Origin of the sequence: Aeromonas sp. S12(2024) (assembly GCF_041402305.1) — a bacterium.
Lineage (GTDB): Bacteria > Pseudomonadota > Gammaproteobacteria > Enterobacterales > Aeromonadaceae > Aeromonas > Aeromonas veronii.
Genome location: NZ_JBGLRB010000009.1, coordinates 14,821 through 41,165, shown reverse-complemented (window position 1 = coordinate 41,165; position 26,345 = coordinate 14,821). Strand labels below are relative to the sequence as shown.

The 26,345-nt window shown below is 45.8% G+C and carries 15 protein-coding genes and 9 pseudogenes; 4 read left to right on the top strand and 20 right to left on the bottom strand.

Going from position 1 to position 26,345, the window contains the following annotated elements; translation table 11 throughout:
• Positions 1–89: 89 nt before the first annotated feature.
• From ACB035_RS10475 to ACB035_RS10455, 5 genes and pseudogenes are all read right to left on the bottom strand, one after another.
• Positions 90–311 (bottom strand): annotated as a pseudogene (locus tag ACB035_RS10475) (type II secretion system protein GspD); the annotation flags it as partial.
• A 356-nt stretch (positions 312–667) separates the two neighbouring features.
• Positions 668–1,684: an IS110 family transposase gene (locus ACB035_RS10470; RefSeq protein ID WP_371167233.1), complete on the bottom strand. Its 1,017-nt coding sequence runs from the start codon at positions 1,682–1,684 to the stop codon at positions 668–670.
• Between the two features lie 156 nt (positions 1,685–1,840).
• A complete protein-coding gene (locus tag ACB035_RS10465) occupies positions 1,841–2,503 on the bottom strand; it encodes a hypothetical protein (RefSeq protein WP_371167287.1) in 663 nt (220 codons plus the stop codon).
• Positions 2,504–2,686: 183 nt separating this feature from the next.
• A complete protein-coding gene (locus ACB035_RS10460) occupies positions 2,687–3,427 on the bottom strand; it encodes a hypothetical protein (RefSeq protein ID WP_371167232.1) in 741 nt (246 codons plus the stop codon).
• Between the two features lie 342 nt (positions 3,428–3,769).
• Positions 3,770–4,045 (bottom strand): annotated as a pseudogene (locus tag ACB035_RS10455) (transposase); the annotation flags it as partial.
• Between the two features lie 38 nt (positions 4,046–4,083).
• Between ACB035_RS10455 and ACB035_RS10450 the strand changes: the two are divergent.
• Positions 4,084–4,325 (top strand): annotated as a pseudogene (locus ACB035_RS10450) (integrase core domain-containing protein); the annotation flags it as partial.
• Positions 4,326–4,363: 38 nt separating this feature from the next.
• Here the strand turns inward: ACB035_RS10450 and ACB035_RS10445 are convergent.
• The 12 genes and pseudogenes from ACB035_RS10445 to ACB035_RS10390 all read right to left on the bottom strand — a co-directional run.
• Positions 4,364–4,957 (bottom strand): annotated as a pseudogene (locus tag ACB035_RS10445) (IS3 family transposase); the annotation flags it as partial.
• A 997-nt stretch (positions 4,958–5,954) separates the two neighbouring features.
• Positions 5,955–6,995: pseudogene (locus ACB035_RS10440) on the bottom strand (integrase core domain-containing protein).
• A gap of 286 nt (positions 6,996–7,281) precedes the next feature.
• Positions 7,282–7,749, bottom strand: a complete 468-nt coding sequence (locus tag ACB035_RS10435) for a hypothetical protein (RefSeq protein WP_371167231.1) — start codon at positions 7,747–7,749, stop codon at positions 7,282–7,284.
• Positions 7,721–8,521, bottom strand: a complete 801-nt coding sequence (locus ACB035_RS10430; RefSeq protein ID WP_371167230.1) for a transcriptional regulator — start codon at positions 8,519–8,521, stop codon at positions 7,721–7,723. The genes ACB035_RS10435 and ACB035_RS10430 overlap by 29 nt, the downstream gene beginning before the upstream one ends.
• 664 nt (positions 8,522–9,185) lie before the next feature.
• On the bottom strand, positions 9,186–9,338 hold the full coding sequence (locus ACB035_RS10425) for a hypothetical protein (protein WP_371167229.1): 153 nt from the start codon (positions 9,336–9,338) through the stop codon (positions 9,186–9,188).
• Positions 9,339–9,400: 62 nt separating this feature from the next.
• On the bottom strand, positions 9,401–9,766 hold the full coding sequence (locus tag ACB035_RS10420; protein WP_371167228.1) for a hypothetical protein: 366 nt from the start codon (positions 9,764–9,766) through the stop codon (positions 9,401–9,403).
• A 503-nt stretch (positions 9,767–10,269) separates the two neighbouring features.
• Positions 10,270–10,578 (bottom strand): hypothetical protein, encoded by a 309-nt coding sequence (locus ACB035_RS10415; RefSeq protein WP_371167227.1) that lies wholly within the window; start codon positions 10,576–10,578, stop codon positions 10,270–10,272.
• A gap of 178 nt (positions 10,579–10,756) precedes the next feature.
• Positions 10,757–12,157, bottom strand: coding sequence for a hypothetical protein (locus tag ACB035_RS10410; protein ID WP_371167226.1), 1,401 nt, complete (start codon positions 12,155–12,157; stop codon positions 10,757–10,759).
• 100 nt (positions 12,158–12,257) lie between these two features.
• Positions 12,258–13,130: a hypothetical protein gene (locus ACB035_RS10405; protein WP_371167225.1), complete on the bottom strand. Its 873-nt coding sequence runs from the start codon at positions 13,128–13,130 to the stop codon at positions 12,258–12,260.
• A 176-nt stretch (positions 13,131–13,306) separates the two neighbouring features.
• Positions 13,307–14,215 (bottom strand): hypothetical protein, encoded by a 909-nt coding sequence (locus ACB035_RS10400; protein ID WP_371167224.1) that lies wholly within the window; start codon positions 14,213–14,215, stop codon positions 13,307–13,309.
• A 54-nt stretch (positions 14,216–14,269) separates the two neighbouring features.
• Positions 14,270–16,468, bottom strand: a complete 2,199-nt coding sequence (locus ACB035_RS10395; RefSeq protein WP_371167223.1) for an inverse autotransporter beta domain-containing protein — start codon at positions 16,466–16,468, stop codon at positions 14,270–14,272.
• A gap of 1,451 nt (positions 16,469–17,919) precedes the next feature.
• A pseudogene (locus ACB035_RS10390) lies at positions 17,920–18,636 on the bottom strand (IS30 family transposase); the annotation flags it as partial.
• 61 nt (positions 18,637–18,697) lie between these two features.
• Between ACB035_RS10390 and ACB035_RS10385 the strand changes: the two are divergent.
• Positions 18,698–19,595, top strand: a pseudogene (locus ACB035_RS10385) (IS3 family transposase); the annotation flags it as partial.
• Positions 19,596–19,751: 156 nt separating this feature from the next.
• On the opposite strand, the gene ACB035_RS10380 reads toward ACB035_RS10385, so the two are convergent.
• Positions 19,752–21,629: a methyl-accepting chemotaxis protein gene (locus ACB035_RS10380; protein ID WP_371167222.1), complete on the bottom strand. Its 1,878-nt coding sequence runs from the start codon at positions 21,627–21,629 to the stop codon at positions 19,752–19,754.
• 1,280 nt (positions 21,630–22,909) lie between these two features.
• Here ACB035_RS10380 and ACB035_RS10375 point away from each other — a divergent pair.
• Positions 22,910–23,105: pseudogene (locus ACB035_RS10375) on the top strand (transposase); the annotation flags it as partial.
• A 292-nt stretch (positions 23,106–23,397) separates the two neighbouring features.
• The gene (locus ACB035_RS10370) at positions 23,398–24,957 is read left to right on the top strand and encodes a transcriptional regulator (RefSeq protein ID WP_371167221.1); all 1,560 of its coding nucleotides are present in this window, start codon (positions 23,398–23,400) and stop codon (positions 24,955–24,957) included.
• Positions 24,958–25,052: 95 nt separating this feature from the next.
• Here the strand turns inward: ACB035_RS10370 and ACB035_RS10365 are convergent.
• Positions 25,053–26,024 (bottom strand): annotated as a pseudogene (locus tag ACB035_RS10365) (helix-turn-helix domain-containing protein).
• A 65-nt stretch (positions 26,025–26,089) separates the two neighbouring features.
• Positions 26,090–26,254, bottom strand: a complete 165-nt coding sequence (locus ACB035_RS10360; protein ID WP_371167220.1) for an ATP-binding protein — start codon at positions 26,252–26,254, stop codon at positions 26,090–26,092.
• Positions 26,255–26,345: the final 91 nt, after the last annotated feature.

Genomic DNA, 26,345 nt, shown 5'->3' with positions numbered 1-26,345 from the left:
GGCCTTGGTGGGCCGCTTCCTGCTCTATTCATTTTTGGCTTTTCCTCGCGGAGGATGGCACCTTGCCAAGTGCAGCTATCCATCAGGGACTGCACAAAGCAGGTCGCGCTGTCGGCGGTGCTCTGCTGGCGCGCCTTCATCTGTTCAACCTGCTGTTGTACTTCCTTTTGCTGCTCGGGTGACATCATTACATCCTGGCCATAGGTGGACTTGGGCGAGGTGAGATAGCCCTCCTGAGCGGCAGCATCAAGCTGTTTAACACGGAACAGGGAGTACTTGTTTCTGGAGATGCCGGAGTAGACATCGGCATCGATCTGGCAAAACATGTTTTCTTTTCTGAGGTGACCCCTACGTGGGGTTATAAACCGGAACCGCTATAAGGACATCCCCTTGTGGTCAATACCCTGCGTGTGGCGTCTCGTTGACATAGCAGAAAGGTTGCGGACAGCGAGCCTATAAACGGTCATTGATGCACCAAACCATCACTGGCTGGTGCGGACCCTGATGAAAGACGCACGCCTGAGACTCCATTCGAAATGCAGGCATCAGCCCTTACGGACAGATATGCCTTGGCGGTTCCTCGAGTACTCTCTGGCGCAGGTCCAAACCTTCAACACATCAACTGTTGCTCATCACGCGGCGGTAGTTTTTTGCAGTCCAGTCAACGTCAGGCAGGCACCTTGAATTCCTCCTGCAGGTGCAGTGCAGCCCAACACATGCGCGCATTCTTTGCCGCTATGGCGACCAAGGCGCGACCATAGCCGCGGCGCTCCCTCAGTTGCAAAGCCCAGCGGCTAACAGGATCAGTTTTTCCAACCGCACTCGCTAGCAATGCTCTCGCCCCAAGTACCAGCAGTGTGCGTAGGTAGGGATCGCCTTCCTTGGTGATGCTTCCGAGCTTGGCTTTGCCGGCGGAACTATTCTGTCTCGGCACCAGACCCAGCCAAGCGCTGAACTGGCGCCCGTTCTTGAAGTCGTGCCCGTTGCCAATACTGGCGACAATGGCGCTGGCTGTTGTTGGACCTATGCCACGCAACCGCATCAACCGCTGGGCCTGTGCGTCATCCCGAGCCATCAGCTGGATCTGGCGCTCACTCTGCGTGATGCGATCCTGGAGGTGGCTGAGTTCGCTCATCAGCTCGCCAATGACCTGCTTACCGTAGCTGGGTAGGTCCTCCAGCGCTTGGTGCACGCCCAAGTTAAACGCCTTGAATGCTTGGGGTAGGACGATGCCAAACTCACTCAGCATGCCTCGGATACGGTTGATGAGGGCTGTTCGCTGGGCGACGTAGCCCTGGTGCGCACGGTGTACGAACAGCTTACCCTGTTGCTCGATGGTTTTGATCGGTACAAATCGCATGTTCGGCCGAGTGACCGCCTCGCAGATTGCCGCCGCGTCGGCGGCGTCGTTCTTGCCGTGCTTACCACCCATTCGGTAAGGCGCCACGAACTTCGGTGCCATAAGGCGCACGGTGTGACCACACTTCTCGAATTCGCGTGCCCAGTAATGAGCGCCAGAGCACGCCTCCATCCCGATCAGGCATGGTGGTAGGTTGGCGATGAGATCGAGCAACTTGGCCCGCTTGACATCTGAACGACGTAGTTCTGGCTTGCCGGCATCGTTGACGCCATGCACAGCAAAGACATTTTTAGCCAGGTCGACTCCAACAGTTACAATTGTCACGGGCATCCCCTTCGAGTTGATTGATGAGAGTTGATAACCCCATCATGACACTTTGGTTGCTGTCAGCCACCTGCACGGTGGCCAACTTGGGACGGGGATGTCCCTTTCATTCGAAATTTCTGTCGGGTTGCGATTGTCAAACAGGGGTTGCAAGTATTAGTGTGCGGCCTTTTCCTCCATCTCCTTGATAAATTTATGGTAATAGTCATAGAGTTGGTTACGCCGATAGATATTGGCAAGTTCACCACTGCGGATCAAGCTAACCATCTCTTGATCCCATATACGTCGCAATTTTTCACCCCGTTCGCTTTTGCTAAATGCTGGATAGGTGGGGATCCAGCGTAGCAATACTCGGTAAATGTTGTCCGGTGTTTCGTTAGCCGCATGTAACACGCCGACGGTTAGATAATAGCGATAGCGCTCTTTTTCCAGCCCCCACCCTCGGGGCCATAATACTTGTTGTCCTGCTAGGCTGGACTCACCATGCCAATGGGGCCCCCACTGTTTGAGCATCATCACCGTCAGGTCATCTGCCGAATCGGGGTATTCCGGCGTCAAGACGTTGCGCAGTTCATCTCGATAAACCCCCAGCATCATATCTCCGCCACTGCGGCTGCTCATGGAACTTGCACGTTTATAGGGCACGATATGGGGGACAATGGTGTAACCGTGGGGTTGGTAGATGGTGCTGACCAAGTCGAGATAAAAGCCTCTGCCATCGGCTTGGCAGAATCCGGGCCAATTGTCACAGTAGACGTTGAGTGGTTCTGCACGGCAGAAAAAAGAAGTTGCAAGGCAACAGACCAATAGGGCAGTGATATGGCGTGTTTTCACTCAAGTCTCACGTATGTATAGAGAGTCCATGATAAACTCATTTTACATCATGTAGAGTGAAGTGATTGGCAACTGGGCACGATCTCTGATGTTTGATTTCGGATACCCTTTACTTTGGATTCAATGGTAAGAAGGACGGAGGATAATACCGCTATCCATGATGTGAGCTCAGTAGGCCTGCACACTCCATTTATCATTGAAGTCACGAATAAGTCTCTCCCCCACCTCGTTACGCGAGGTGACAAGATAAAAGGTGACATTCTGGCGAAACAGGGACAGCCGATATAAGGCTGTATAGTCCTCCTTGGATAGGCTCTTTTTAGAGGTATCATTAATGGGGACAAGGTCTACTTTGCCCTTTTTCAGCAGTTCCACACACTGGCTCAAACGGTTGGTTGTTCTGACGATGAGCCCTTGTTCGGTAATGACCCGCGCGATGGCATCAGAGAACCATCCCTTAGGTATGCAGGCTGCTTTTTGTTGCCAAGACAATGATTCCAGTCTCTTCTTATCCGGAGTGGTGTACCAAGACTGAACATCGAAAGCGATGGGAATACTGAACAGAAGGCGGTTACCTCGCTCGTAGGTCCAGGTAAAAGGGAAAGCGGCGATGGCATTGCCAAGTTCGATGTTTTTAAGCCCTCTCGGCCATGGCTGGTAAGAAACCTGCAGATCCGGGTAGCCGACCGATCTCAAGACGGTGAGCACCTTGCTGGCCAGCTCGCCGTTGTTGGCTAGTCCAGCAGATGAGTAGGGGGGCAACTCCCCGGTGATGATCACTTCCGCCCTGACGTAACCGAACGAGAGAAGCAGTTGGAGGGCGGAAAGAGAAAGTAGGGGACACAAGCCGGATGCAACCGCAACGGCACGATGAGTGACAAAAGGGACCAACTGATAACGCATGTTCATACCTGTTGAACTCACCTTAATCTATTCTGTTTGACAGCATAGCGCTTTCACAGGGAAAAACCAGATTCGATGTACGCTGTATCCACTGGCGCAAAGGCAAGGAGAGTACTTGCCGAAATTTCCGTCTGGTTGCTCATGCCTGATGGACAACATAGCCATCTCAACGATTTTCTCGGGTATGCCACAGCCGCAGCACGTAATCGGTGATTGATTTTTTGATTAAATAGTCGGATTTATGGTCTGACGCAGCAGCGCCAAGAGCGGTATAGGTAAGTTCAGGCCACTACAACCCCTATCATCGGCTTAGCGTACGATATTTTCCGTTTTCTGAGGCAACCCCTAGTGGACATTTTCCAGCGAGACTACTTGTGCCGCCACGATATCGTGGGTCACAGGGTCTACCGCCAGATGCAACTTGCGCCAGACTCACCGCTTCTTAGCCCCATGTTTTCTGATCTTCCACTTGTCTTCATCAAATACCTTGAGGCCAGTGGAGTCGATAACCAAGTCGGTCATGCATCCCTTTGGGGGCTGTCGATAAGCCACTGTCACCGAGCGAGCCCGCTTGCTGACACAGCTATAGTCCGGAGCGTACAACGGCACATTCATCAACTCAAACTTCATCAACTCGAACAGGGAGCCATCAGGAAGGGACCCGCGCGTTTGAGTTGGAACCCAGAACGACTGCGGTGAGAATCCCACAGAGCAACGATATAGCGGAGAGCTTCGTGAAGACGATGAAGTGAGACTATATCGAGATGAAGCCAAAACCGGATAGCTGAACAGCGGTAGGCAATTTGGCTATCACGTTTGAACATTATAACGAGCCCCCCCGCACAGCGCATTGGGATACCGTTCACCCCGGGAATTTCTGTGCAGTCGGGTATCACAACCCTAAGTGGAAAAAGTGCCTGGAACTATAGGTGTCAAATCCAGTCTGTCGGATACTCTGCGTGGCACTTTAGATCCGCGAATTGCTTTGATCTGGTTTAGTTGCATAAGCCGTCTGACTCGATTTTTACAGCATATCTAGCCGGCCTCATTCAGATCACCAAGAACCCAGCAATAGCCATACACGCCAGTGCTCAGACTATATGAATTGCGGATGAGCGTCAGTAAACTCTGGTTGTCTTTATCATGTATCCTGACAGGATTCTGCAGCTATTAATAAAATCCGGCCCGGGCAACATTCAGTGCCAAACACATAGTCATGAAACCGTATACAGAGTGGTGTTCATTGATAAGGCGGTACTTCATTCGAGCTCCCTTGCCAAGTACCGCGCAGCCTCGTTCAGAATATCTAGCTCTTCTTCGATGCAATTCAACTGCGCCCATAGCTTCAGGATCTCACTCTTTGCTACCAGTAAATAATAGGCATGCTGCTCACTATTATTTGGTTGGATGCCCCTTAACCATTTATAACGACTGCATACAGACCTCCTGCTGGTCAGAAACCTCTGCCAATAAATAACCACTCGCAGTAAATAGTCTGACGCACTAAATTTCAGGTGTAAATCGTGGTGTGTCCATACGCTCCGCCTATGCTCAAAGTTGAGAACAGGATCGTCTCCTGGGGCGTGAACTGCCCAGTGGATTTTCAACATGAATAGCCACTGGAGGAGCAAATTAAAATAAAATAAAATAAAATAAAACGACTGCAGTTTATTTCTTTTTACTTTCCATGAAGCCAAATGAAAGTATCATACAAGAAATAAAACATATTCGGCCCACCTATTGAAAACATGAGTTTGTTTGATTGCTGTTTGTGTCCATATCCTGTGCGTGTGTGTCCTTTAGGAGGGGGGTTCCCCTCCATTTTTTGTAAGAACAGATACATTATCGACTACTCTCTGCAGTTGCAGAATATCTCATCCGAGAGCATCACAATAGCGCGAGCCGAAGCTCCATAAGCTATCTGTTCAGGCAGATTAAAATTAAAGCACTAGGGAATTATGGCCTTGCAAAATCTTAAATTGACTGACAAGTGTTTTTGCCGGTCAACTTACAATAACATCTGGTGACAGTCTGGATAAGCACAAATAACTTAAACTACAATCATTGAAATTCTTGCATGAGAGTAATTCTTATTGTTCAGATAAGAACACAAAAAACTCTTAATTTAAAGGAGATAGGAGTGCAAACGCTACACGTTAGTTTTAAAGACATGAGTGACAGTGTCAAGTTATCAAATGTCGTGTCCTGTGAGATACTTATGAATGGCACAAACATCTTGATCACTCAAGATGATTTTAGTGATTCCAAATTCATGATACAAACCCCAATAAATGACCATACAGGTAAGTATCAAATATTTAATATTCAATGTTTGGCAAGTAATGCATTCTTACTAAATGTCATCAGAAAGTAATTTATACAAAATCGTCTTGGCGCCTGTTAGATCACCAATTATATAATTATAGTGAATGAACACTATAAAAAATGTGTACAGATCTAGTTATCACCTGACACCGGCCTCAAACCGGTGTCTTGTTTACGCTACTTTAGTCCGCACTTCCTTCGGTATCAATTACAGAACCATTTTGAACATGCTGTTGGGGGTCTATGCCTCCATCATCCAGCCCTGATGTGACCGCTGGGCGTTGTAGTGCTCCAGGTAACTGTCCAGGTCTGTCTGCATCTGTTCCACCGACTCACACCAAGTCGTTCTCCCCTTGATGCGGAAGTGTTCATCCAGCAAGGTTCGATGCAGCCCCTCGATACAGCCGTTGCTCTGCGGCCTGCGCACCTTGGTTGTCCGATGTTCAATCCCCTCCAGTTGCAGGAACCGCTCGTAGGGATGATGGTCAGGGCGCCCACAGAACTCACGCCCGTTATCCGACAGGATGGTATAAACCTTCACTTCATGAGCTTCGAAGAACGGCAGTACCGTTTCATTAGGTACGTGGACTGAGCTCACGGCAGCTTGCAGTTGTAGAGCCGCCCCAAGCTTGGCGGCTGCAGCAGTCCCGCACGGTTTCCTCCTTGAGTACGCCGACGAAGAAGGTATCAACCGCCACCAGTTCACCAGTTCACCAGTTCACCAGTTCACCAGTTCACCAGTTCACCAGTTCACCAGTTCACCAGTTCACCAGTATTGACATTCGAAAAAGTCGGGACTGAAGCACTCGAGCAGACGAATTTTCTCTTCATTGAGCTCAATCGGCTGCTCCCGGTGGGTCTTCTCGAGGCGCAGCAAACGGTCGTGTTTGGAGAGCAAGTTGTGACGTTGCCACACGCCACGGCCCCCACCGGCACTGACGTTGATACCTTGTAGAGCCAGTTCTTGTGCGAACCGCAGCGGGCCATGGGTTGGTCTGGTGAGGGAGTAATCGAAGATGGACTGTTCAATCTCAGGAGCGATCCAATTCGGGTGCGCACCTTTACAGCTCGGCAGTTTGTCGAGTGGGCCTCAGCACCTTAGGTCTGGTAATTACGGAGAATATCAATCTTGTAGAACTGCTGGTGGCTGTAGTCGATGATCTTGCAGGCTTTGCTGACGTTATTGAGCTCTTTGGAGAGCACTAGCAGTGCTGAGTTTACGACGGGCTACTTTCTCCTTGATGGTCATACGGTGACTCCAGATAACACGGAAAGGGTACCGATTTGAAGCCGTAGACCACTCCCTTTGTGGACAACTGTCAGGTGAACTCCATCTCCATACACAAAAATGATTTTTCTGTCCAATAGTTCCCTCAAGTAGCCAAGGCGGAAAACCTGTACAGATTTGAAATTATATTTCCATCACCATAATAGCGCAGCCTACACCCCATATTTCATTGAACGAACGCACCTCACTAAGCATTTAAAAATACAATTAAACATCCCTCGTAAATATAGCAAACATTCCAATGCAACTACCAGAAGCTCATATCGCCATGAATTGTTGCTATAAATGATAATGGGGTTGGCGTTCTCGATAACACTACATACATATCAGGTTCGACTTTTTCCATATAGGAGACTCTCACTCTCATATCTCGATACAGATCATCGATCACATCATGTAATGAGGGTTGACCTTTAATTAATTGTTCGTCCCAACCATACAATGGTGAAAAGTCATATCTGACTGTAATAGCCTTATTTGAAACATAGCCAAACAACATAGTACTTTTAAAGATTCGACCTGTCTTTTTTTCATATTGAATGGATGAGAATACACCTGCCTGACAGCGTCCTTTAGAGTGGAAGTTATCTGTATTAACCTCATATGTAAAGTCACAACCACTGCCATTTATAAATGGATATAGAACCAGCAGACATAATGAAAAGGTAATGGTATAGAATATCCGCCTAAAGGTAAGTTGTTTTTGTTCTGTCATGATACTCAACCCCTATAAAATGCCGACCACTGGTAAATGGTGACGAAACAATTGGTGGCAATAATGATTGTTCTATACTACATAGTTCCAATTCATCATATTGCTTGCAATACAAAACAGGCTTTACTCTAAGATAGAATGCTAAACAATAGAAGCTAAATAAAAACAAAAAAATGACTACGAAAAAAAAACAGTACCAACGAAAACGTTTAATATAAATACTGAATTCTGTCAAATTCGACTTGATATCACTTCCCTTTTTACTAGTGGCATCATATAGATCAACATCGTGATTAATAATCCATTGATCCGTAGATACATTGCTACCATCACCTTCATTCCTTGCTGAGATTTCAACAAGTGCTGTAAGCTCTTCTTCAGACAGATCCCTATTACTTTCTTTAGAAAAATCCCTTTTTATAGTGGAATTTTCTCCACCATGACCGAATGTTAAAACTTCAAAACATGATGGCTCACTTAAAAAGAAGCCTTCCCGGGGTATGGTCACAATGGTATGATCTAACTTAACAGGCTCCAAAATTGCACGTAGCTTACGAATAACCATATTAATTGAATTTGGTACGACTACTTTCCCTGGCCAACCCAATTCAAGCAGCTGATAACGATTTAGCACACTTTTATTCGCATCAAGCAGTGCTATTAACACTCTCCGCTCAGCTTGATTTAAATATCCGAGTTCAATATCTCCTAGTCTGAGCTCCCCGGTCAGGCTATTTATACTTACCCTATTGGTAGAATCAACATCAACCATTTACACTCCTTTATGGATTAAAATCACTTGATATGCTCAACCAAATATCAAGCTAGAGAACTAATCGATAATGCTCTTCATAGCATCTCTGCCACTTTACCGCTTGCTCAGTGTCTTGCAGTCCCTGCCAAAACTCCACCATACATCTTGCCAACTCTGCCGCCATCGAATGGTCACCATCACGGCGACAAATGAGATAACTAGCGAGTAGATGTTGATACTCACTTATCTGCATCTTATTAAGCACTCAAAAAGCCTTTTTATCAAGATAACAACATTTAACTTCGTACACGATACATGAACTAGTCATTATGTACTTGATCAGATGGAACTTTCACATTTTTCAAACCAGTAACCCCCATCAGCCTCAAAAGCCCCCCCCTGTACCTCTCTCCACCCGCAGCAGCTTCAGTTGTTCGTGATACGAAACAATCGCTGCAGCCAATGGCCTCTCTCGAACACAAGTTCCATAAGCCTAAAACTATGCAAGGCTTACTTCCCCTTATAACAGAGATGTTTTTTCGCTTGCTGATGGACAGCGTATCTTGAACCAGAAAGACCGAACAATGCTGACCGCAACACTCTTCAGAGATGAAATCAGTCATGTCGTAATTGTGATAGCTCGCCAGCGCGCACCCAGCCCCTAACAGTGGTAGACACCGCCTCAGGCATACATGGGATATCGCAAAACCTGCCAGTGCCAGTGCCAGTGCCAGTGCCAGTGCCAGTGCCAGTGCCAGTGCCAGTGCCAGTGCCAGTGCCAGTGCCAGTGCCAGTGCCAGTGCCAGTGCCAGTAAAGGATATCGCTATCGCGCAACCTGAACACCTTACCAACAAAGGATATAGACTGCCGATATGATGCAGCCGGCCCTGAGGAACTCAATCTCTACCAGTCCGCTCCAGCAAAATCCCATTGTTGTAAATGATCTCAGACATCAGGGCCGCGGGCAAAGTTAATTCATAAATCCTCTCGAGAGCCCCATTGCGCCCCCCAGAGACACACATGGCTACTACCTTGCAGCGGACCTCTACCTCAAGGACCGCCATATCTAGCATTTGACAATGTTGGCTGGCAGGCGAAGCATAAAATTGATCAACGCACATCACCATCTGCTGCGCCATCCCCCTGGTCGGGATCAGCACAGCTAGCAAAAGTGACACCGTCATACCGAAATGCAATCCTTTTTTCCACCATCGGTGTACAACACCATCATTAAACGCCGTCTCGCACAACATAATTTTCAACTACTCCAGCACCGCTATTCCACTATTATAAACAGTGGCAATTTACAATTTCCGACAGCATCGCCCCCATCAATGTTGGTATGAAACTCTTAAACTCAAGTATATGTCAGCCTTAATAATTATCTCATTCGTTTATCGCGCCCCCCCGAATATCTTTCACGTTATGATGGATGATATAGCATCAGCAGTGATATAAATAGATGATAGAAATGCATCAAATATTAAACAGCGGTAACACTAAGCACGACCTTAAGATACTATTTAATATACCCACCATATGCGCTTACTTAGCAGCAGATACCTAGTGGGATCACCTGCCTGATATTATTTCATCCATCAAGACAAGCTTTGCTCACTGGCAACTCAAGTCTCTTTACGACTCTTGCATATTAGGCGCTGTTGTCATGGTGATACGAAGCAGCTAACGACAGCAAATAGGGATAAATCCAACTCCCTCAACTGCGCTTCCGCACATCATCTGTTAGCTATGATGGCAAGAGATTTTAGCGTTCTCCAACCATCAGGGCCCCCTGCTTATTGATCAAGATTGACATATCTGCCGGGGGGACGGTCAACACATGAACCTGCTCAACCGGACCTGTCGGTGAACGTGAACCACATTGTGCAACCAGTGTACAATGCGCGCCCTGCTCTGCCACCCGAACATCCAGCAACTGGCAGGTGATACTGGCGGGCGATGTATAAAAATGATCGACGCACTCAGTCAACTCCAACGCCAGCCCTCCTCGTGGCATACATATTGTCATTAAAAAAAATAACACTTGAAAAATAAAACAACTCGTTTTATTCATTAACAACACCTTAGCACTATAAATGTGCAACATTGTTATGGTATATCCACAAAACGCCATAAAGGCAGATGCCTCTATGGCTCATGTCATTCCTGTGTTTTAGCGTTCACAACAATTACTTTTATGATAACTCATCTTGGTCCTTTCTTGGGTTATACACAGGCCATCCATGTAACTGTTATGGGCAATTAGGTCCTCTAGCGACCAACATTTTATCATAATTACTCATTGAGATTTGGATATCATTATGAAACGCTTCCGCAGCATCACTACCCACACTACCACCGCTATGATTTATAGTTGCCCAACGAGCACTCTTATAGGGGTAATTTGGCCAACCTGCCACAGAGTAAATTTGTCGTCCTACCGTTGAATTTAAGTCCTCAAGAGTAGTAGCGCAAATAGATATGTAAGGAGGAATGTATGATGTGATAGGATAGCTGGTTGAATAAGGTATTGCAAACCACGCTTCATTATTTATCATTACCTCACTTACAGACTCGCCACGTCTGTTAGGTGCATTTACAGGAATTCGACACATTTTATCAGTATTAGCGTTGCCAACCCCACGAAAAAAAATTTGACAATCGTTGAGGGTAAACTTAGTTCCTGCGAAGACCTGAGTTATCGAAGACAACTCCTCTCTAAGGTAGGGGCGTTTTGCCTGCCCAACGATCTCTGTCATATTTCCCCACATATTAGCTTGGGGAGAATCTGGGCTGGTTTTTACTCTGCCACGCACCGTCCCCCCCTTGGCACCATTCCTGTCGCGAAATTCAAAGGCGTGGGCGACACCGATACCCGCGGGATCTGATATTTCCAAGGAAACGATACCAGAATGCGGAACGGTCAATGCTTTTTCTTGCCCAACCCTCAACTCAAAGACCTCATTAGAGACCAAGTTTCTAACGCGTAAGGCACCAGTGTCACTACGAGCTCGCCCTTTGCGATCTGTTTGTGCCAGAAGTTTGAAGCTTACGGTTTCGCCCCCCATTCCATACCCGAACTCATCAGCAAGCGCAGTCGCTACCTGACTCGTACTGGCAGCTCTTGCCTGTATATCGGCGACATAAGCCCCGCCAGTCGGGTTGGTAACGCTATATAACTGCTGGCGCTTGGATATATAGCGTCGTACGCACTGCTTCGGGGCTACTTTAGGTAACCCCTCGTGAGCTATCGCCCCCACGCAAAGCTCCAAATGCTTCCCTTGCCATGCATCAGGGTTTTGCATAAACACCCTGGGTATGGCAGGAGAGCTGGGGTCGAGTGGTATCGGCGTTTTGGTTGTACCATCCACCAAAAAAAATTCCACGGTCGTATCAGCCGTAATGTTTGTCGCATGAGAGTAATTGAATCGCGCATTAATATGTTGCTGTACTGGCACAATTTGATTTTGGAACTGTCGACTACCATTGGGGGTGGTGTTAAATTTTCCTTCAATTGCCAGTGACGAGATCACTGGTGGTGGCGACAATACAATGTCACTTGGAACACTGCGTATAGCCTGCACTGATGACGATACAGTTACCGCAAAGCACATCAGCAGTATATACACTAATTGGTATTGGCGTACTTTCATCGTTCTGTTCCATATCAATCTATTTGGGCTGCCTTACAGCATTGATGTTTTTATCGCTCCTCTGTCTGAAAAAAGCATCAACGCCATAAACAGGCAGATACTAGTTTAATAATGAGAAGTCGGGTGTCACATCGACAGATATTCTCTTTCCTATGTAAGCAGCTTGGATTTGATATTCAGGTGCGGTTGCGCCCGGGATATTCTCCCACTGCCCTGGGGCTTTTTCGTATAGCCACTGGTGCTTATAGAAACGGGGCATGGAGCATAACTGAGGATCAATATTGGCATTACAGCGATATGTAACATGCCACTTACTACCATGTATAGGAGATGTCACACTCCCCCCAACCCCTGTGGGTCCATACATTCCAGGATGACGCTCATCCAATGCTTGCCAAGAGAGCCCCGACAACAATTTCAGGGAGATATCCTCCAGAGCCATTTCAGGAATAACAGTATTTGGTGACACGGGGCCAATAGGGTCTTTTATGATAACCTCTCGTCCTTCATCCTTGACCTTAGCAATCGTTGCCCAGTACGCAGCGGGGCCTGTATCTGGGTTACTCCCTTCCCCTGTTTTAGGGGTGAATTTCGCAACCAGATGATAGCCAACCTCGCGAAACGAAACCCCTAGGCGGTTAGCCTTTATGTATGGCTGCCACTTATTGGGATCTACGCTGACTTCAGTGGCATCTGGCGTCGCTGGTTTGACCCACTGAAAGTAAATAGTTTGCTCAACAGGAGCATCGCCATCAGCATCATCTTGTGTGTCGGAAAATGAGATAAAGTTGGTGGGATGCAAGAGCTTGGCAATATCGCCTGAAATTGTTTTGATTTCTGCATCAATCTTTCCAATTGGTGGATGCCCCATGATTACGCCAGTCTCATCCGAATGCAGCCCCACTGCCTTATTAGACACCAATCCCACCATCATAGCTAAAACGACTCTATTAAGAGGTCTTTTGGTCTGCATGTGGTCATCATTCTCTATTAAAAATCACTGTGCTCAGCAAATCGCTGCTCAATTACGACTTATCCAGATACTCAAATCGGCATAAATAAAATCAATATCTCAGATTAGGCCTCCCTATACAAGGAGGCCCTATTGTGTCAGGGCCATCACAGCAATGATGACACTCAACTTGCCGATCAGTTAACCAACTTACCGTCCCGGATCATGGATTCAACAGCATCGATAAAGGTCTGGTTGGGGGTAACCTCAACCGACAATTTCTTACCTTGATATTCACGTGTAACCTGGTACTGGGCCGCTGTTGCCCCTGGGATCTCTTGCCACACTCCAGGCGACTCCTCATAACGCCACTTGTGACTGTATTTGGTGCTGTCATTACACAACGAGGCCTCAATTGAGGGCACGCAGGTGTAGGTCGCTTTCCATACAGCATGAACGATCGGCGAGTTTTCTGCGCCCTCGGTATAAAGATCCGGATACTTCGACTGCAGCGAACGCCAAGTATCACCAGACTCGATGACAGGCACTACTTTGGTCAATGCTTGCTCCGGAATGATGGTATTACCTTCTACTACACCACGATTTCCATTGGGTGTATACGTTTTGCCCTCTTCAATCACGTTGGCGACTGTGGCCCAGTAGACCCGTTCGCCTGTATCAGGATAGGTACCAGCCACCGTTTTCGGAGTAAACTTAACCACCAGATGACTACCAATCTCATTAGGAGTAACGGTGACCTTATCACCACGCTGATAATTAATCCACTTGCTACTATCAACCGTCACAGTGGTATCCGTAGGTGCTGCCGGCTTCACCCACTGGTAATAGATCTCCTGTTCGAGCCGATCATCACCATCCTCATCTGTCTGGCTATCAAGCACTTCAAAGGTATGGGTTGGTCTGATTTTGTCTGCTGCCCCCAACTGGGCTCCAGCAAGGTTTTTCAAAGGGACATCAAGGCTACCTACAGGTGGATGCCCCATCATAATGGCAGTCTCTTCGGAGATTAACGCCATTACTTGTCCGCTTCCTATAGCCATAACAACACTTATAGCCAATGCATTTTTTGTCAATTTATACTTCATCTCTCTATTCCTACTTTATTTCAGGGTGACACTATTTATATAACAACCAAGGTTTTATGCTTCAACTGAAGCAACCAATCGGAATACATAACCTTGATCTCTCGCACTGGTAACATATTCATCCCCCTGACTATCAGCAATCTTTTCCCAATCCCCATCATGATTGACAGATTTTCGCTCCCAGTGAAACTGATGTCCAATAACACCTGCGGCAATCACGCCTTGGAACTCAACATGTGGTATCAGTTTCACTTTACCAACACGAAGCACTGGGTCTGTATAAGGAGTGCCATCCAAATTGAATAGTTTTATCGCCAGCAAGGTTAATTTCCCATTCTCCTCATCGGCGATAGCCACACTCATAGAATCTTCAATTTGAAACCCTCCGGGTGTTACCACTGATATTTTTACCACTGCTGGTTTGAGTGCTTCGCCAGCAGCTATTACTTTTCTACCTTGCATATAAGGACGCAATGAATCATCAACTACCAAGGCAACTTCATAATCCAGATTTTCAACACCACAAGGTTGGCAAGATGGATTACGAGGATCAAAAATAGACCAGTCAATTTCATACACCGTATGCTTAGCTAATACTACTGATTTATCTTTTAACCGAACATGAGGCACTAAACTAGAATTTTCCTGTACAATGACATGCGTCATTGCACTTTTTGTCTGCCCCTTATGATCAGTAACACGTAGCGTCAAGTAATAGTCATTCCCCCCCATACGATCAAATGGGGGCATCCTCTCAATCTTTAGCTGGCGATCATGCTGAACTAAATTATCGATTGCTATTGTTTGCAATAGCTCACCTTCCCAGGTATAACTCAATCCTTTTGCATCACCGATAATTTCGGGTTCAAGTACAAAAGAGCTCAGCTCCAGCACACTGATTTGGTCAGGTAGCTTTATATTAAAGGTATCAACCTCCTTATATTGAAGCACGATATCATTATTACGTTCAACCAAATCCATGGCCATGCCACTTAATTTTCTAGAGGCCGCTACTTTAGAAGAATCGAGCATTTCATCAAAAGACTTACCCAAATTCCAATTCATCTGCAAGCTAATATCAGCACTGCTACCCTGGCCTTTAGTATTAACTTGTCCAGCCTTGACGGTCACAAGAGGAATAGGAGTGTACTCCAAACCCAAAGTCAAGGCATGGGGCGATTCAACCAACTGCCCATTTGAGAGAAGATCTACTTTCTCACCAAAATACTTTTCTAGCTTGCTATTAAATCCAAGTTGTGGATACGACGGAAGATAAGCTGTAGCTTGGATATCAGCACCGTAAGCAGCTTTTTCCAAATGATTTTTAATATTAGGCGATTCTTTCCAACCACTTATTGGCGCGTAAAGATTGACATTTGTTTTGTAATAATCTCCCCACGCCTCCCCACCTAAACCAAGGCGGTTATGTTTGCGTGAAACATCACGATCAAAAAATGCGTTGTAACCAAACATCTGTTCATTTGAAAAATACCGCTGCCCAATACCAATATTTGCAATCAGACGACTACCTTGCCCCTTATGACGGATGCCACCTTGGACAAAAGCAAGCTTCTTTTCCGTTTTACTAATTGGCATTAGCAGATCTGCACTAATAGATGTCACTTTCATTCTTTCATCTATTTTGACATTTGTCTTTGCCGTACCTATCCGCGTCGCTTGATTTGCAACAAATTCATTTACACTATCATTTACTAGTTGAGTTGCCTCACTGATAGCTTTTGATTTCCAATAATCGCCTTCTTTTTCCCTAGACTGCAGCCCCGCGCCATCGACCTCAATTTTTTGTGAAGAAAGATCTGAGTATTTATTCCCTAGCCTACTGGATTCATTTGCAATGAAACCCTCAACTTTTTCAGCTGTCAACCCAACTCGGCTTATTAAACTGGTTGGACCTTCCGCAGTAATATTTGGTAACTCATGTCTTTGCACACCACTAATTATTGGCAAAAATATTTTCTGACCGACTTTGATTGAATCTTTTTTAAAAACAACCCCACAAGATAAATTCAAGGCAGTTAATGACTCAACAGAAAAGCCCCTTGAGTTCGCCAATGAATAAAGAGTATCACCATACCGAACAATATAGTAGGATGCATGACAGGCATCATTTACTATTTCCTGAGGCTCATCCTTCTTGGAATGCTTCACTTCAGCGTACGCAGAAAATACCACTACAGATGAAATCAACAATCCCCTCAAGCACACAGACACTGCTTTAACGGTACATCTCATAGAAAACCTGTCCAAAATATAAAACCATTAAAATCTTCATGCTTAGCTTGTCGATAATATATAAAACGCTCTTGCACAAAAGGCAAATAAACACATAAAGAACGTAACCAAACAACAAACGATACATTTTTCAAGAAAAAGATACTCATCCAGAAGAAGGCACTGTGATGGATTCATTGTATCTAAGCACACTTGCACCAAGAACAGTATCGGCACCACAAGAATCATAACAAAAAAAAGCATCAGCATTGTTGAATCAACATGCCACAACCCAAATGAAACATCATGATGAGCATAACCTTTGCTTTGCAAGAACATATCTTGCAAAAAGTAAAGACCGCACACACACATAACAACAACCAAAGAAAAAACAATCACACTTCTTAAAATAAACATCATCACCTACATCACCTATCAGGCGGAAAGCCCATATCAACATTAAACACTCATTTTTTCTCGTGCGCCAAAATTTGGTCGATTGGTTTTACCGCCCCCCCCTGACGCTCTAGATGGGAATAATTTACCAGCCCCCTCAAAAACCCACCAATAAATTAATATAAAAGATAAATAACCTTAAAAAACAAAAACTTAACCGGTTAGCGTTGGCATTTTTTATTTTTATTTAAAATAAATCGAACCGAACCAGCTGAAATTAACATCATTTAAACTATTCATCGCTGAAAAAAGAACTAGAAATGGCAGTTTTAGAAATGGCAATAATTATTTCATGAATTCCTTTCTAACCATGCCCTAAACAATTGGAAGCATTTTTTTACAGGTTTGCACTTATCAGAGCCCGAAATGACATACTAGAATGATATGCCCTGCTCGAAACCTGTATGGTCTAACTAATTCACTGAGGTTGTTTACATTAATGTATCTGACCTGTCTGTGAACCACTTTAAAAATCTTGCATGAATAACCCCCCCTCCAATAAAGCGACCAGTCACGCGAGACTGCTTTTTGGCCAAGCTGTAACGTCGTTGGGTGAGTGCTTATGTCATCTATTTTTGGTTAGTAATAACAGAGAATGTGTTCTACCAGCTTGCGCTAGAATACACTTGGTAATCCCTGCTAGATGTCAGCACTTTCCAGCAACATAGCTAATCTTGTTGCCCAAGCTGATAAGGACCACATGATGGTGATAACCTCCCCCCCATTCGCATAACGATGATTATTCAGGCTTCATGTGAATTGTCAGCGCTGTTGTTCCCTTCCACCCTCAAATTGTTATTACCGCGCTTAAATATCCGACCCTGTTTAGTATTAGCTGCCCCCCCCCAATCAGGCTGAAAGTTAGCGTGCATTCTTGAATTTTGAGCAATTGCCAGCCTCAGCAATTAACTCGACTGATAAAATATATTCAATACCGAGGACGATACTTTTTTTGCGTAAACTCGATGCACTCGAGGTAACGGATAATGCCTCTGCTACCTGCCTCTGTAGTGGTCAACCAAATCCCCTTCCCAGTGACCCAAAGAGCGTCGGTTATCGATGAGCCTGGAACGCTCATGGATTGAAAAGCCGTTCACGATATTGATGGTGCCTCTCTCTCCCTTGCGGGTATGGCGTTTTCCATGGCGCAGGCTGTGGGAGCGACGCAGATGTTTGACAAGCAAATGGTGCAGCGCACTCCGACTGCGAAAATACAGCGTTTTATAGATTATTTCGGCAGAGATCTGCATCGCCTTCTGGCGGGGCATCGTTCTTCTGATCCACCCCGATATCTGCTCTGGAGACCATTTCAACTCGAGTTTTTCCAGCACCAGTTTTCGCAGTTGCGAATTCCGATCCAGAAGGCATGCCTTGGGTCTTTTAGCCATGCGGCTAGCGCGATTATTCGCATCGACAGCTTTGTAATAGCGTCTGCCACGGTTGCGTTTAACCTCCCGGGATATTGTTGATGGAGAACGGTTAAGGGCGTGCGCAATTGCACGGATACTCATTCTCGCAGACAAACCGGCACGAATTTCCTCGCGTTCAGATAGTGTCAGGTGAGCCACAGCACGGCGACGCTAGTTAGGCTTTATGCCCCCTGTGTCCCTCAACATGGTGAAAATTGTGCCGGGTTTCGAATCCAGGATTTTCGCTATCTCACTGAAGCCGGTTCCGCGCTTCCACAGCTCAAAAACAAACGCTTTTTCCTTTGCTGTAAATGTTCGCTTCATTCAACAATCCTCCGCACCTGCATGTTTTCACATGGTTGTTGCGTTGATCAATTGAATCTACAGACGCGTACTTTGCCAAGCTGTCAGGGTAAGGTACACCTTCATCCGGGAGCACGCGTCTACATATCCCATCCGCAGACTGTGTCGAATGATAAATGTCCACCCGAGCGGTTATTACGCCTGGCAGCACCAGCCTTTATCTGCCAGAGACCTAGAAGACCAACGCCTCTTGGGCCAGATCAAGCACTGTTGGCTAGAAAGCGGGGCGTCTATGGTTATCGCAAGATCCGGGATGACCTGCGAGAGATGGGCGAGACCTGCGGGAAACACCGGGTGGCGCGATTAATGCGTCATAAGGGTTTACGTTCACAAACCGGTTATCGTCGCCGTCCCGGTCATTATGGTGGCAAGCCGGCAGTGGTTGCACCGAATCATCTTGAGCGCCAGTTCGATGTGACTGAGCCAAATAAGGTCTGGGTAACGGACATCACTTATATCCGAACCCATGAAGGCTGGCTCTATCTGGCCGCGGTATTGGATTTGTTTTCACGACAAGTCATTGGTTGGTCAATGAGGCAACGGATCGAGAACTGGCCATCAGCGCGTTACTGATGGCGGTGTGGCGACGGCGACCTGGGCAAGAAGTGTTGGTTCATTCCGACCAAGGTAGCCAGTTTAGCAGCTATAACTGGCAGGATTTTTTGCGGGAGCCCCGGCTCAAGGCCAGCATGAGCAGACGTGGTAACTGTCATGATAGCGCGGTGGCAGAGAGTTTCTTCCAGCTCCTAAAACGCGAGCGGATCCGACGTAAATCCTATGCGGATCGCGAGGAGGCCCGGCGGGATGTATTCGATTACATTGTAATGTTTTACTACCCCAAGCGTCGGAACAGTTTCAACAACGGGCTATCGCCAGTAGAGTGTGAAAAGCAATATTTCGAACGGTTCAAAAGTGTCTAGAGAAGTCGGGGCGATTCACCCAAGAAATGAGGAAATTCGAATCAACTCACATTTTTAGCGGCGCCAAATACAGAACCCCCGATGTAATGCATCGGGGGTTCTAAATGGAGAAAAACGAGTTGAAAAAGTGCCAACCTATTTAAAGACTAAACATTATCAGATGCGGAACATACCTACCTGATTACTAAGTTCACCGGAAATATTTTTAAGTTGTTCGGAAAGATGGCGTGAGCTGTCGGCATCAACAGCCAACTCGTCCGAGACATCTTTCACCGCCTGAATGTTGCGGCTAACCTCATCAGTGACAGCACGTTGTTCCTCTGCAGCACTGGAGATCTGGGTCGCCATGTCGGAGATCTGGTTAATAGAGGCTGTGATCTGTTCTAGCGCCAGGGTGGCGTTGTTGGCATCATCCACGCTGTTCTGGGCTAGCAACTGCCCTTCATGCATGGTACTGACTGCCCCCTGGGTATTGCGCTGCAGTGTTTCGATCATGCTGCGTATCTCGACAGTGGAGCTGTGAGTGCGCTGTGACAGCACACGTACCTCGTCAGCCACCACTGCAAAGCCACGGCCCTGTTCCCCAGCTCGTGCGGCTTCAATAGCGGCGTTCAGTGCCAGCAGGTTCGTCTGCTCAGCAATGCCCTGAATGGTGGAGAGGATAGTGTTGATCTCCTGCGCGTTCTTCTCCAGCTCTTGAATAATGCTGGAGGCCTGCTCGACCTGAGTCGCCAAATTGGTGATGGAACGCTGGTTCCGGGCGATCACCTGTTTGCCATTCTCACAACTGCGGCTAGAAGAGCGTGCAGCTTCGGCAGTCTGCTCGGCATTGCCGGCTACCTCGACAGCAGTGGCCGACATTTCGTGAACGGCCGTCGCAATCTGGGAAATCTCGTTTTGCTGGCGAGTGAGCCCCCGATTGGCTTTCTCAGCCATGTTGTGAGAGGACTTGGCCTGCTGGTTGAGTTGGCCTGAGGAGTTGGATATATCCAGTACCATCACATGAAGCCGCTCGATGAAGGTGTTAACGTGTTTGGCGACAACGCCGACCTCGTCTTCACGCTCGATCTTGATGCGACGAGTGAGGTCGCCATTCCCACGGGAAAGCTCGGCAATCGCTTCACCCAGTGTTTTAAGCGGAGCCAGAGAGCCGCTGATGGCGACATAAGAGAAACCCGCAACAATGATAATAGTGATCAAACCTTGTAGCAAGGCTGAGGTGACCATCCGACTGACAGCTGTATAGGCAATATCTTGGTCAACAACAATGCCATAGTACCAATTGGTATTAGGGACTTGTGTGAGGTCAAATACGCTTGGCTTACCCTTGATAGTTAGCTCAGAAATTGTTCCATCATGACCAAACTCTTGAATTTTTGCTGCTGTTAATTCTGGAAATATTTCAGTACTAGATTTGGTCGAAAGATTTTTGTCCGGGTGAGCAATGATCGTACCATTACTATCCAGCAACATAGTGTAAGTTCCGTCCAACTCGATCGCAAGTATATCAGAAATAAGATCTTCGATACTGATGTCCCCTGCAATAACCCCTTTAGTGGCTCCTCGTTCAAAGGGCTCTGCAATAGTTATCACCATTTTTCCGGTACCAGCATCTATATAAGGAGAAGTGATAATCAATTTGCCCGCAGCGATGGCATCCTGATACCAAGGACGTTGACGCGGGTCATAGCCTACTGGGAGATCTACTGAGTGGCTCTGAAGCATTTTTCCCTTATCTGTACCCACGTAAACGAGGTCAAATTTACCTGCTTTTTCTGCTTGTAGCATATAGGTCAGAGGCTCATCTTGCAGCAAAAATGCCTCTTTGACTGAAGTGACCATGCCTGCACGTGATTCTAGCCAACGAGATATACCATGCACATAGGATACCGAGGCAACGTCAACGGAGTCCCATACTAACCTGCGAGTCTCTTCACGTAATTGCGAGGTGTTGTACCAGACTTGCAGGCCAGTGATCATAAGAATAATGATCACAATAGCTAGAACAAGTTTATTTTTAATCGAGAAGATCATAGTAAGTTCCTGTGAGTGAAATTTGTTGTGTGGTGACGAAATTAATTTCGGCTGGTATTAGATGCTGTGTATCCAAAAAATTAATTTTAAAAAGCATGTTCAAGCAGTTTCAAAAGTTTCGATCAGCCTCTCCTAAAGTAAAACAGTGATAGTAAAAGATAACACTACATGTCAATAACTTGAGTCGCGTTATGAGGTGAATTTTGCTACGTGAGATACATTTTGTGATAATTTATCCAGTTAGACGTATCTTCTTATGACTTCTCCCACAGTAATCCTTAGTCATCTTTCAACCAGAAGAGAGACACGCAGACACAGTGATTTCGCATTATTTAATGTTTAGTTATGGCCTCAATTATATCAGTGGCATTGATTTACTCCACATGCATAACGAAAGCCATGTGATAATGGAAATATAAAAAACATTGTAAATCAAAATTCAGAAGATTAAAAACTCCGCCCTATACCTTGATCTGGATAAACTTTTTTCAAAGGTTAATTCAATGTTATGAAATATAACCATTTTCGCAAAAACAGTCGCTAAGAGTGATTGCTTTTCGTTAATTTAACGCTTCTAGTTATGCTGGTGGATGCAAATAATTCACTCCATTATAAATATGGAGGGGTATTGCAAACACAACAAGTCGCCACACTTATTCGCATTACTTTATTAACATTGCTCAATGCCAAAACTCACCACCAAACCTAATTAATGATATAGCATCATAATAGCGCACGTTTTGGTAGATACCATCAATGCACCTTACTGCATTAAATACTTGATATAGCTGTGATTAAAAAATAACATCAAGCATCATCAATTTGGGTCGAATGTCATATCAGTAGTCCAGTTTAGACTTTCTAAAGTAAGTCTAAACAGGTGTAACACGCTTTTTAACAAAGTCGTTTAAGTCGTTTAAGTCGTTTAAGTCGTTTAAGTCGTTTAAGTCGTTTAAGTCGTTTAATATGATTTTTTAGTTTTTGGTTACTAGCTAGCCTTCACGGGAGGTATACGATATGCTCATATAGCGATAAATTGAAATAATTTATATTAAAAAAATTTTATTTATGGATATCACTTGATGACACCTGCTACATACAGTTACTGTTGTGCCACAAATCAATGTATGAACAGAACAATATCATCGGGATGCAACTAGCTGTTCCCAATAGCAAAACTATGCAGTAGATAGCTCAATCCAGTTTGGGAAACCCGATTAGTCACCAAACGAGACAAGCCGCGCCAAATGACCAGGTATGATCACTATCTCCCACATTCAATAAATCATCCATGCCACTCGTTAGTGGATTTGACCCCATTAATTGAGCCCCTTTTCCCATTCCACTATGTAAGTTAGCCCCTACTCTCAAGCCACGCAGGTGCTCGATGGCATTCTCTGGATACTTTACACCGGTCACCTGGGCAAGATCTGCCAGAACATTTCTGGCCCATGGTTCTCGGTCTACAACACCTTTTGTAGTGGTCAACGAAATCTGTACACTCAATAGGTTATGAGAAATATCTTTATACTAGCGTGTTGCAGATTTTGTCACCTCACAGTAAAATACATCATATGGAGTTAATCTTTCTTGTATTTCAATGATATGTGGGACTGGATTGGCTGAACTGATTTTTGAATCGAGACCTTGCTATATGGCATTCAGTAGTTGATTTTTTATCATGCTGCCTTTTATGTTTTCAGAACCACTTTGAAACTTATTTTTTATTTGTAAATGCCTTCAACTTATATTATTCACTGGGTTTTATATGGGTTTTATTTCCGACGCAAAAAGCTACAACAAAAAAATTATTGTGGCCGGTGTTGAGTATGATTATGCACGCCAAGAGTTTGTTTTTAAAAACACCAAATACACATTAGACCCTAAATCGACCAGTTTATTTGAGCTTCTTCTTAACAACCCAGATAAAACACTATCTTCCCATGAGATCCTCATTTCCATATGGAATAATGAGTTCATTTCAAAAAATGTAGTGACTAACCGTATCGGTATGATTCGCTCCTTCTTTTGTAAGAATTTTGGTTCTGGCATGGAGGATGTTATTATGACTTACCCTAGGAAAGGGTATAGTATTAAGCGGGGCGCAATCACCCTCATTGACACAGCCATATATCACCATGAAGATAAAGATACTTTTATTAATGATGGTGGAAATGAATTAACACATGAAGTGATATTGCCATCACCGTTTGACAAGCCTAACGAAACTCAAAATTCATCTGCTTTCTCTCAACGCCTTCAAGCTCTGCGAGAATTCAATTTAACATTGACCCAAATTACATATAGGCGATTACTTTTATCTTTGCTGCTTTTGCTCTTGTGTACAATTGCATTCCTCACTTCCGCACCACACCACACTAAAGCTTCAAATGAAAGCAACGTTTCGCGCCAGGAATTAAGAAAAAAGGATGTCGTAAGGGTAATGTTCAATAGTATTCATTCATCTAGTAACACATCAAATATAAGTGAGCTAGAGCTTTGTTACAGACTAATTAATGCAGCATCAAATTTCAGCAACATGTCAGTGGTGAATTTATACTCTCCACGTTTTTTCACTGGCGCTCAGAACCAAGTCTTGTGCCCTGGCAGTGAATCAAACAAATCGAATAAAGATACAGATTTCAACATTAGCATTATTCTCAATTCTAGTATGATGCAGCTTCTTATACAACACAATATAAATGGAAAACAATACCATCATGAGATTGAGTTGACGGATATCAACTCGATGGCAACTATTGCAGCTCACCACATTAATATGTTGTTAGAAAGTCTAGAGGTTGGTGAAAACAAGCAGACATATCATCTAACAGCACCTGAACAACAGGACGAGTATCGTTTCTCCATGCAATCAAGAATGATCGCTAATGGTGGGCATGATGAAATGCTTGGCAACCTAATAGATGAAATGATGGCGCATGAAAAATACAGAGGACTATCATTCGAGAATAAATCATGGCTTCTTTTTTTACTTGCCTACAATAAGAGGTATGATGATGCTCTAAGCATGTATCATTACTTTCAAAACGATGACGCATTGAAAAACCCATTATTATCTATGGTTTTGGCATATGTAGCATATGAAAAGAAGGACTATTCCCTTTCTGCCTATCACCATTTTAGCGCCATGGCATTGCTGGCAAGAAATCAGCAAGCATTGGCCACTCAGTGCTTTCTTAGCAATGATGAAGGCCAAACCTGTGCAAGATTATGGAGGCAATTATTAAATCAGAAAAGTGCGTTTTGGGAGTACCTCATCGGACAATATTGTAAAATGGTTGTTGATATTAGAAACAAGTCAAGCTAGGTATTCAGTGTGTACAGTTCTAGTTATCACCTGACACCGGCCTCAAACCGGTGTCTTGTTTACGCTACTTTAGTCCGCACTTCCTTCGGTATCAATTACAGAACCATTTTGAACATGCTGTTGGGGGTCTATCCCTCCATCATCCAGCCCTGATGTGACCGCTGGGCGTTGTAGTGCTCCAGGTAACTGTCCAGGTCTGTCTGCATCTGTTCCACCGACTCACACCAGGTTCTCCTCCCCTTGATACGAAAGTATTCATCCAGCCAGGTTCGATACAGCCGTTACACTGTGGCATGCGCACTTTGGTTGTTTGATGTTCAATCCCCCCCAGTTGCAGGAACAGCTCGTAGGGATGATGGGCTGGGCGTCCGCAGAACTCACGCCCGTTGTCCGACAGGATGGTATAGACTCACGCCTGGTGAGCCTCGAAGAACGGCAACACAGTTTCATTGAACACATGGACCGAGGCCACCGGCAGCTTGCTTGTGTAGAGCCGCTCCCAGGCGTGGCGGCTGTAGCAGTACAGCACGGTTTGCAGATACACCTTGCCAACCCCCTTGAGCGCGCCGACGAAGAAGGTGTCAACAGCCACCAGTTCCCCGGTGTAGTGAACCTCAATCTGGCTTTCACGAAACTCGGGGCTGAAGCGATATAATAGGCGAATTTGCTCGTCGTTGAGCTCAATGGTCTGCTCCCGGTAGGTTTTCTCGAGTTGCAACAAGCGGTCATGTTTGGAAGCAAGTCGTGCCGTAGCCACACGCCACGACACCCACTGGCACTGACGTTGATACCTTGCAGAGCCAGTTCTTGCGCGACCCGCAGCGGGCCATGGGTAGGGAGTCAGTGAGTAATCGAGGATGGCCTGCTCAATCTCGGGAGCGACCCGGTTGGGATGAGCCCCTTTACAGCCGGGCAGTTTGTCGAGCAATCCCTCGGCGCCATAGGTTTGGTAGTTGCGCCAGATTTCGTAGAGCTGCTGACGGCTGTAACCGATGAGCTTGCAGGCTTTGCTGACGTTATTCTAGCAAGCTGAGTTTGCGACGTGCTACTTTCTCGTTGGTGGTCATACGGTGACTCCAGATAACACGGTAGGCGTACCGTTTTGTTATCCGGTTTGAAGCCGTATGACCACTCACTTTTGTGGACAACTGCCAGGTGAGCGCCCCCTCCATACAGTTCCTAAAAGCACGGCATTCTCCTTCCGTTCGATGAACGCCAGGCTCGCCAGTTCCTGTATCTGTGCCCGAGGTGCGCCACTGGCGAACTTGAAGTCGAACTGCTCCAGCATCTTGACCACTGGCAAACCCTAAAGGCGTAACAGCGTCTGGCGTCGACGCTCATCACGACTATCAGACTCCAGCTTCAGGAGTTGCTCAAGAAAAAGCACC

Excerpts from the sequence above, each read along its gene's own strand:
- ACB035_RS10400 (WP_371167224.1), bottom strand. The coding sequence starts at position 14,215 with ATGAAGTATAAATTGACAAAAAATGCATTGGCTATAAGTGTTGTTATG.
- ACB035_RS10435 (WP_371167231.1), bottom strand. The coding sequence starts at position 7,749 with ATGACAGAACAAAAACAACTTACCTTTAGGCGGATATTCTATACCATT.
- ACB035_RS10395 (WP_371167223.1), bottom strand. The coding sequence starts at position 16,468 with ATGAGATGTACCGTTAAAGCAGTGTCTGTGTGCTTGAGGGGATTGTTG.
- ACB035_RS10380 (WP_371167222.1), bottom strand. The coding sequence starts at position 21,629 with ATGATCTTCTCGATTAAAAATAAACTTGTTCTAGCTATTGTGATCATT.
- ACB035_RS10460 (WP_371167232.1), bottom strand. The coding sequence starts at position 3,427 with ATGAACATGCGTTATCAGTTGGTCCCTTTTGTCACTCATCGTGCCGTT.
- ACB035_RS10415 (WP_371167227.1), bottom strand. The coding sequence starts at position 10,578 with ATGAATAAAACGAGTTGTTTTATTTTTCAAGTGTTATTTTTTTTAATG.
- ACB035_RS10410 (WP_371167226.1), bottom strand. The coding sequence starts at position 12,157 with ATGAAAGTACGCCAATACCAATTAGTGTATATACTGCTGATGTGCTTT.
- ACB035_RS10370 (WP_371167221.1), top strand. The coding sequence starts at position 23,398 with ATGGGTTTTATTTCCGACGCAAAAAGCTACAACAAAAAAATTATTGTG.
- ACB035_RS10405 (WP_371167225.1), bottom strand. The coding sequence starts at position 13,130 with ATGCAGACCAAAAGACCTCTTAATAGAGTCGTTTTAGCTATGATGGTG.
- ACB035_RS10430 (WP_371167230.1), bottom strand. The coding sequence starts at position 8,521 with ATGGTTGATGTTGATTCTACCAATAGGGTAAGTATAAATAGCCTGACC.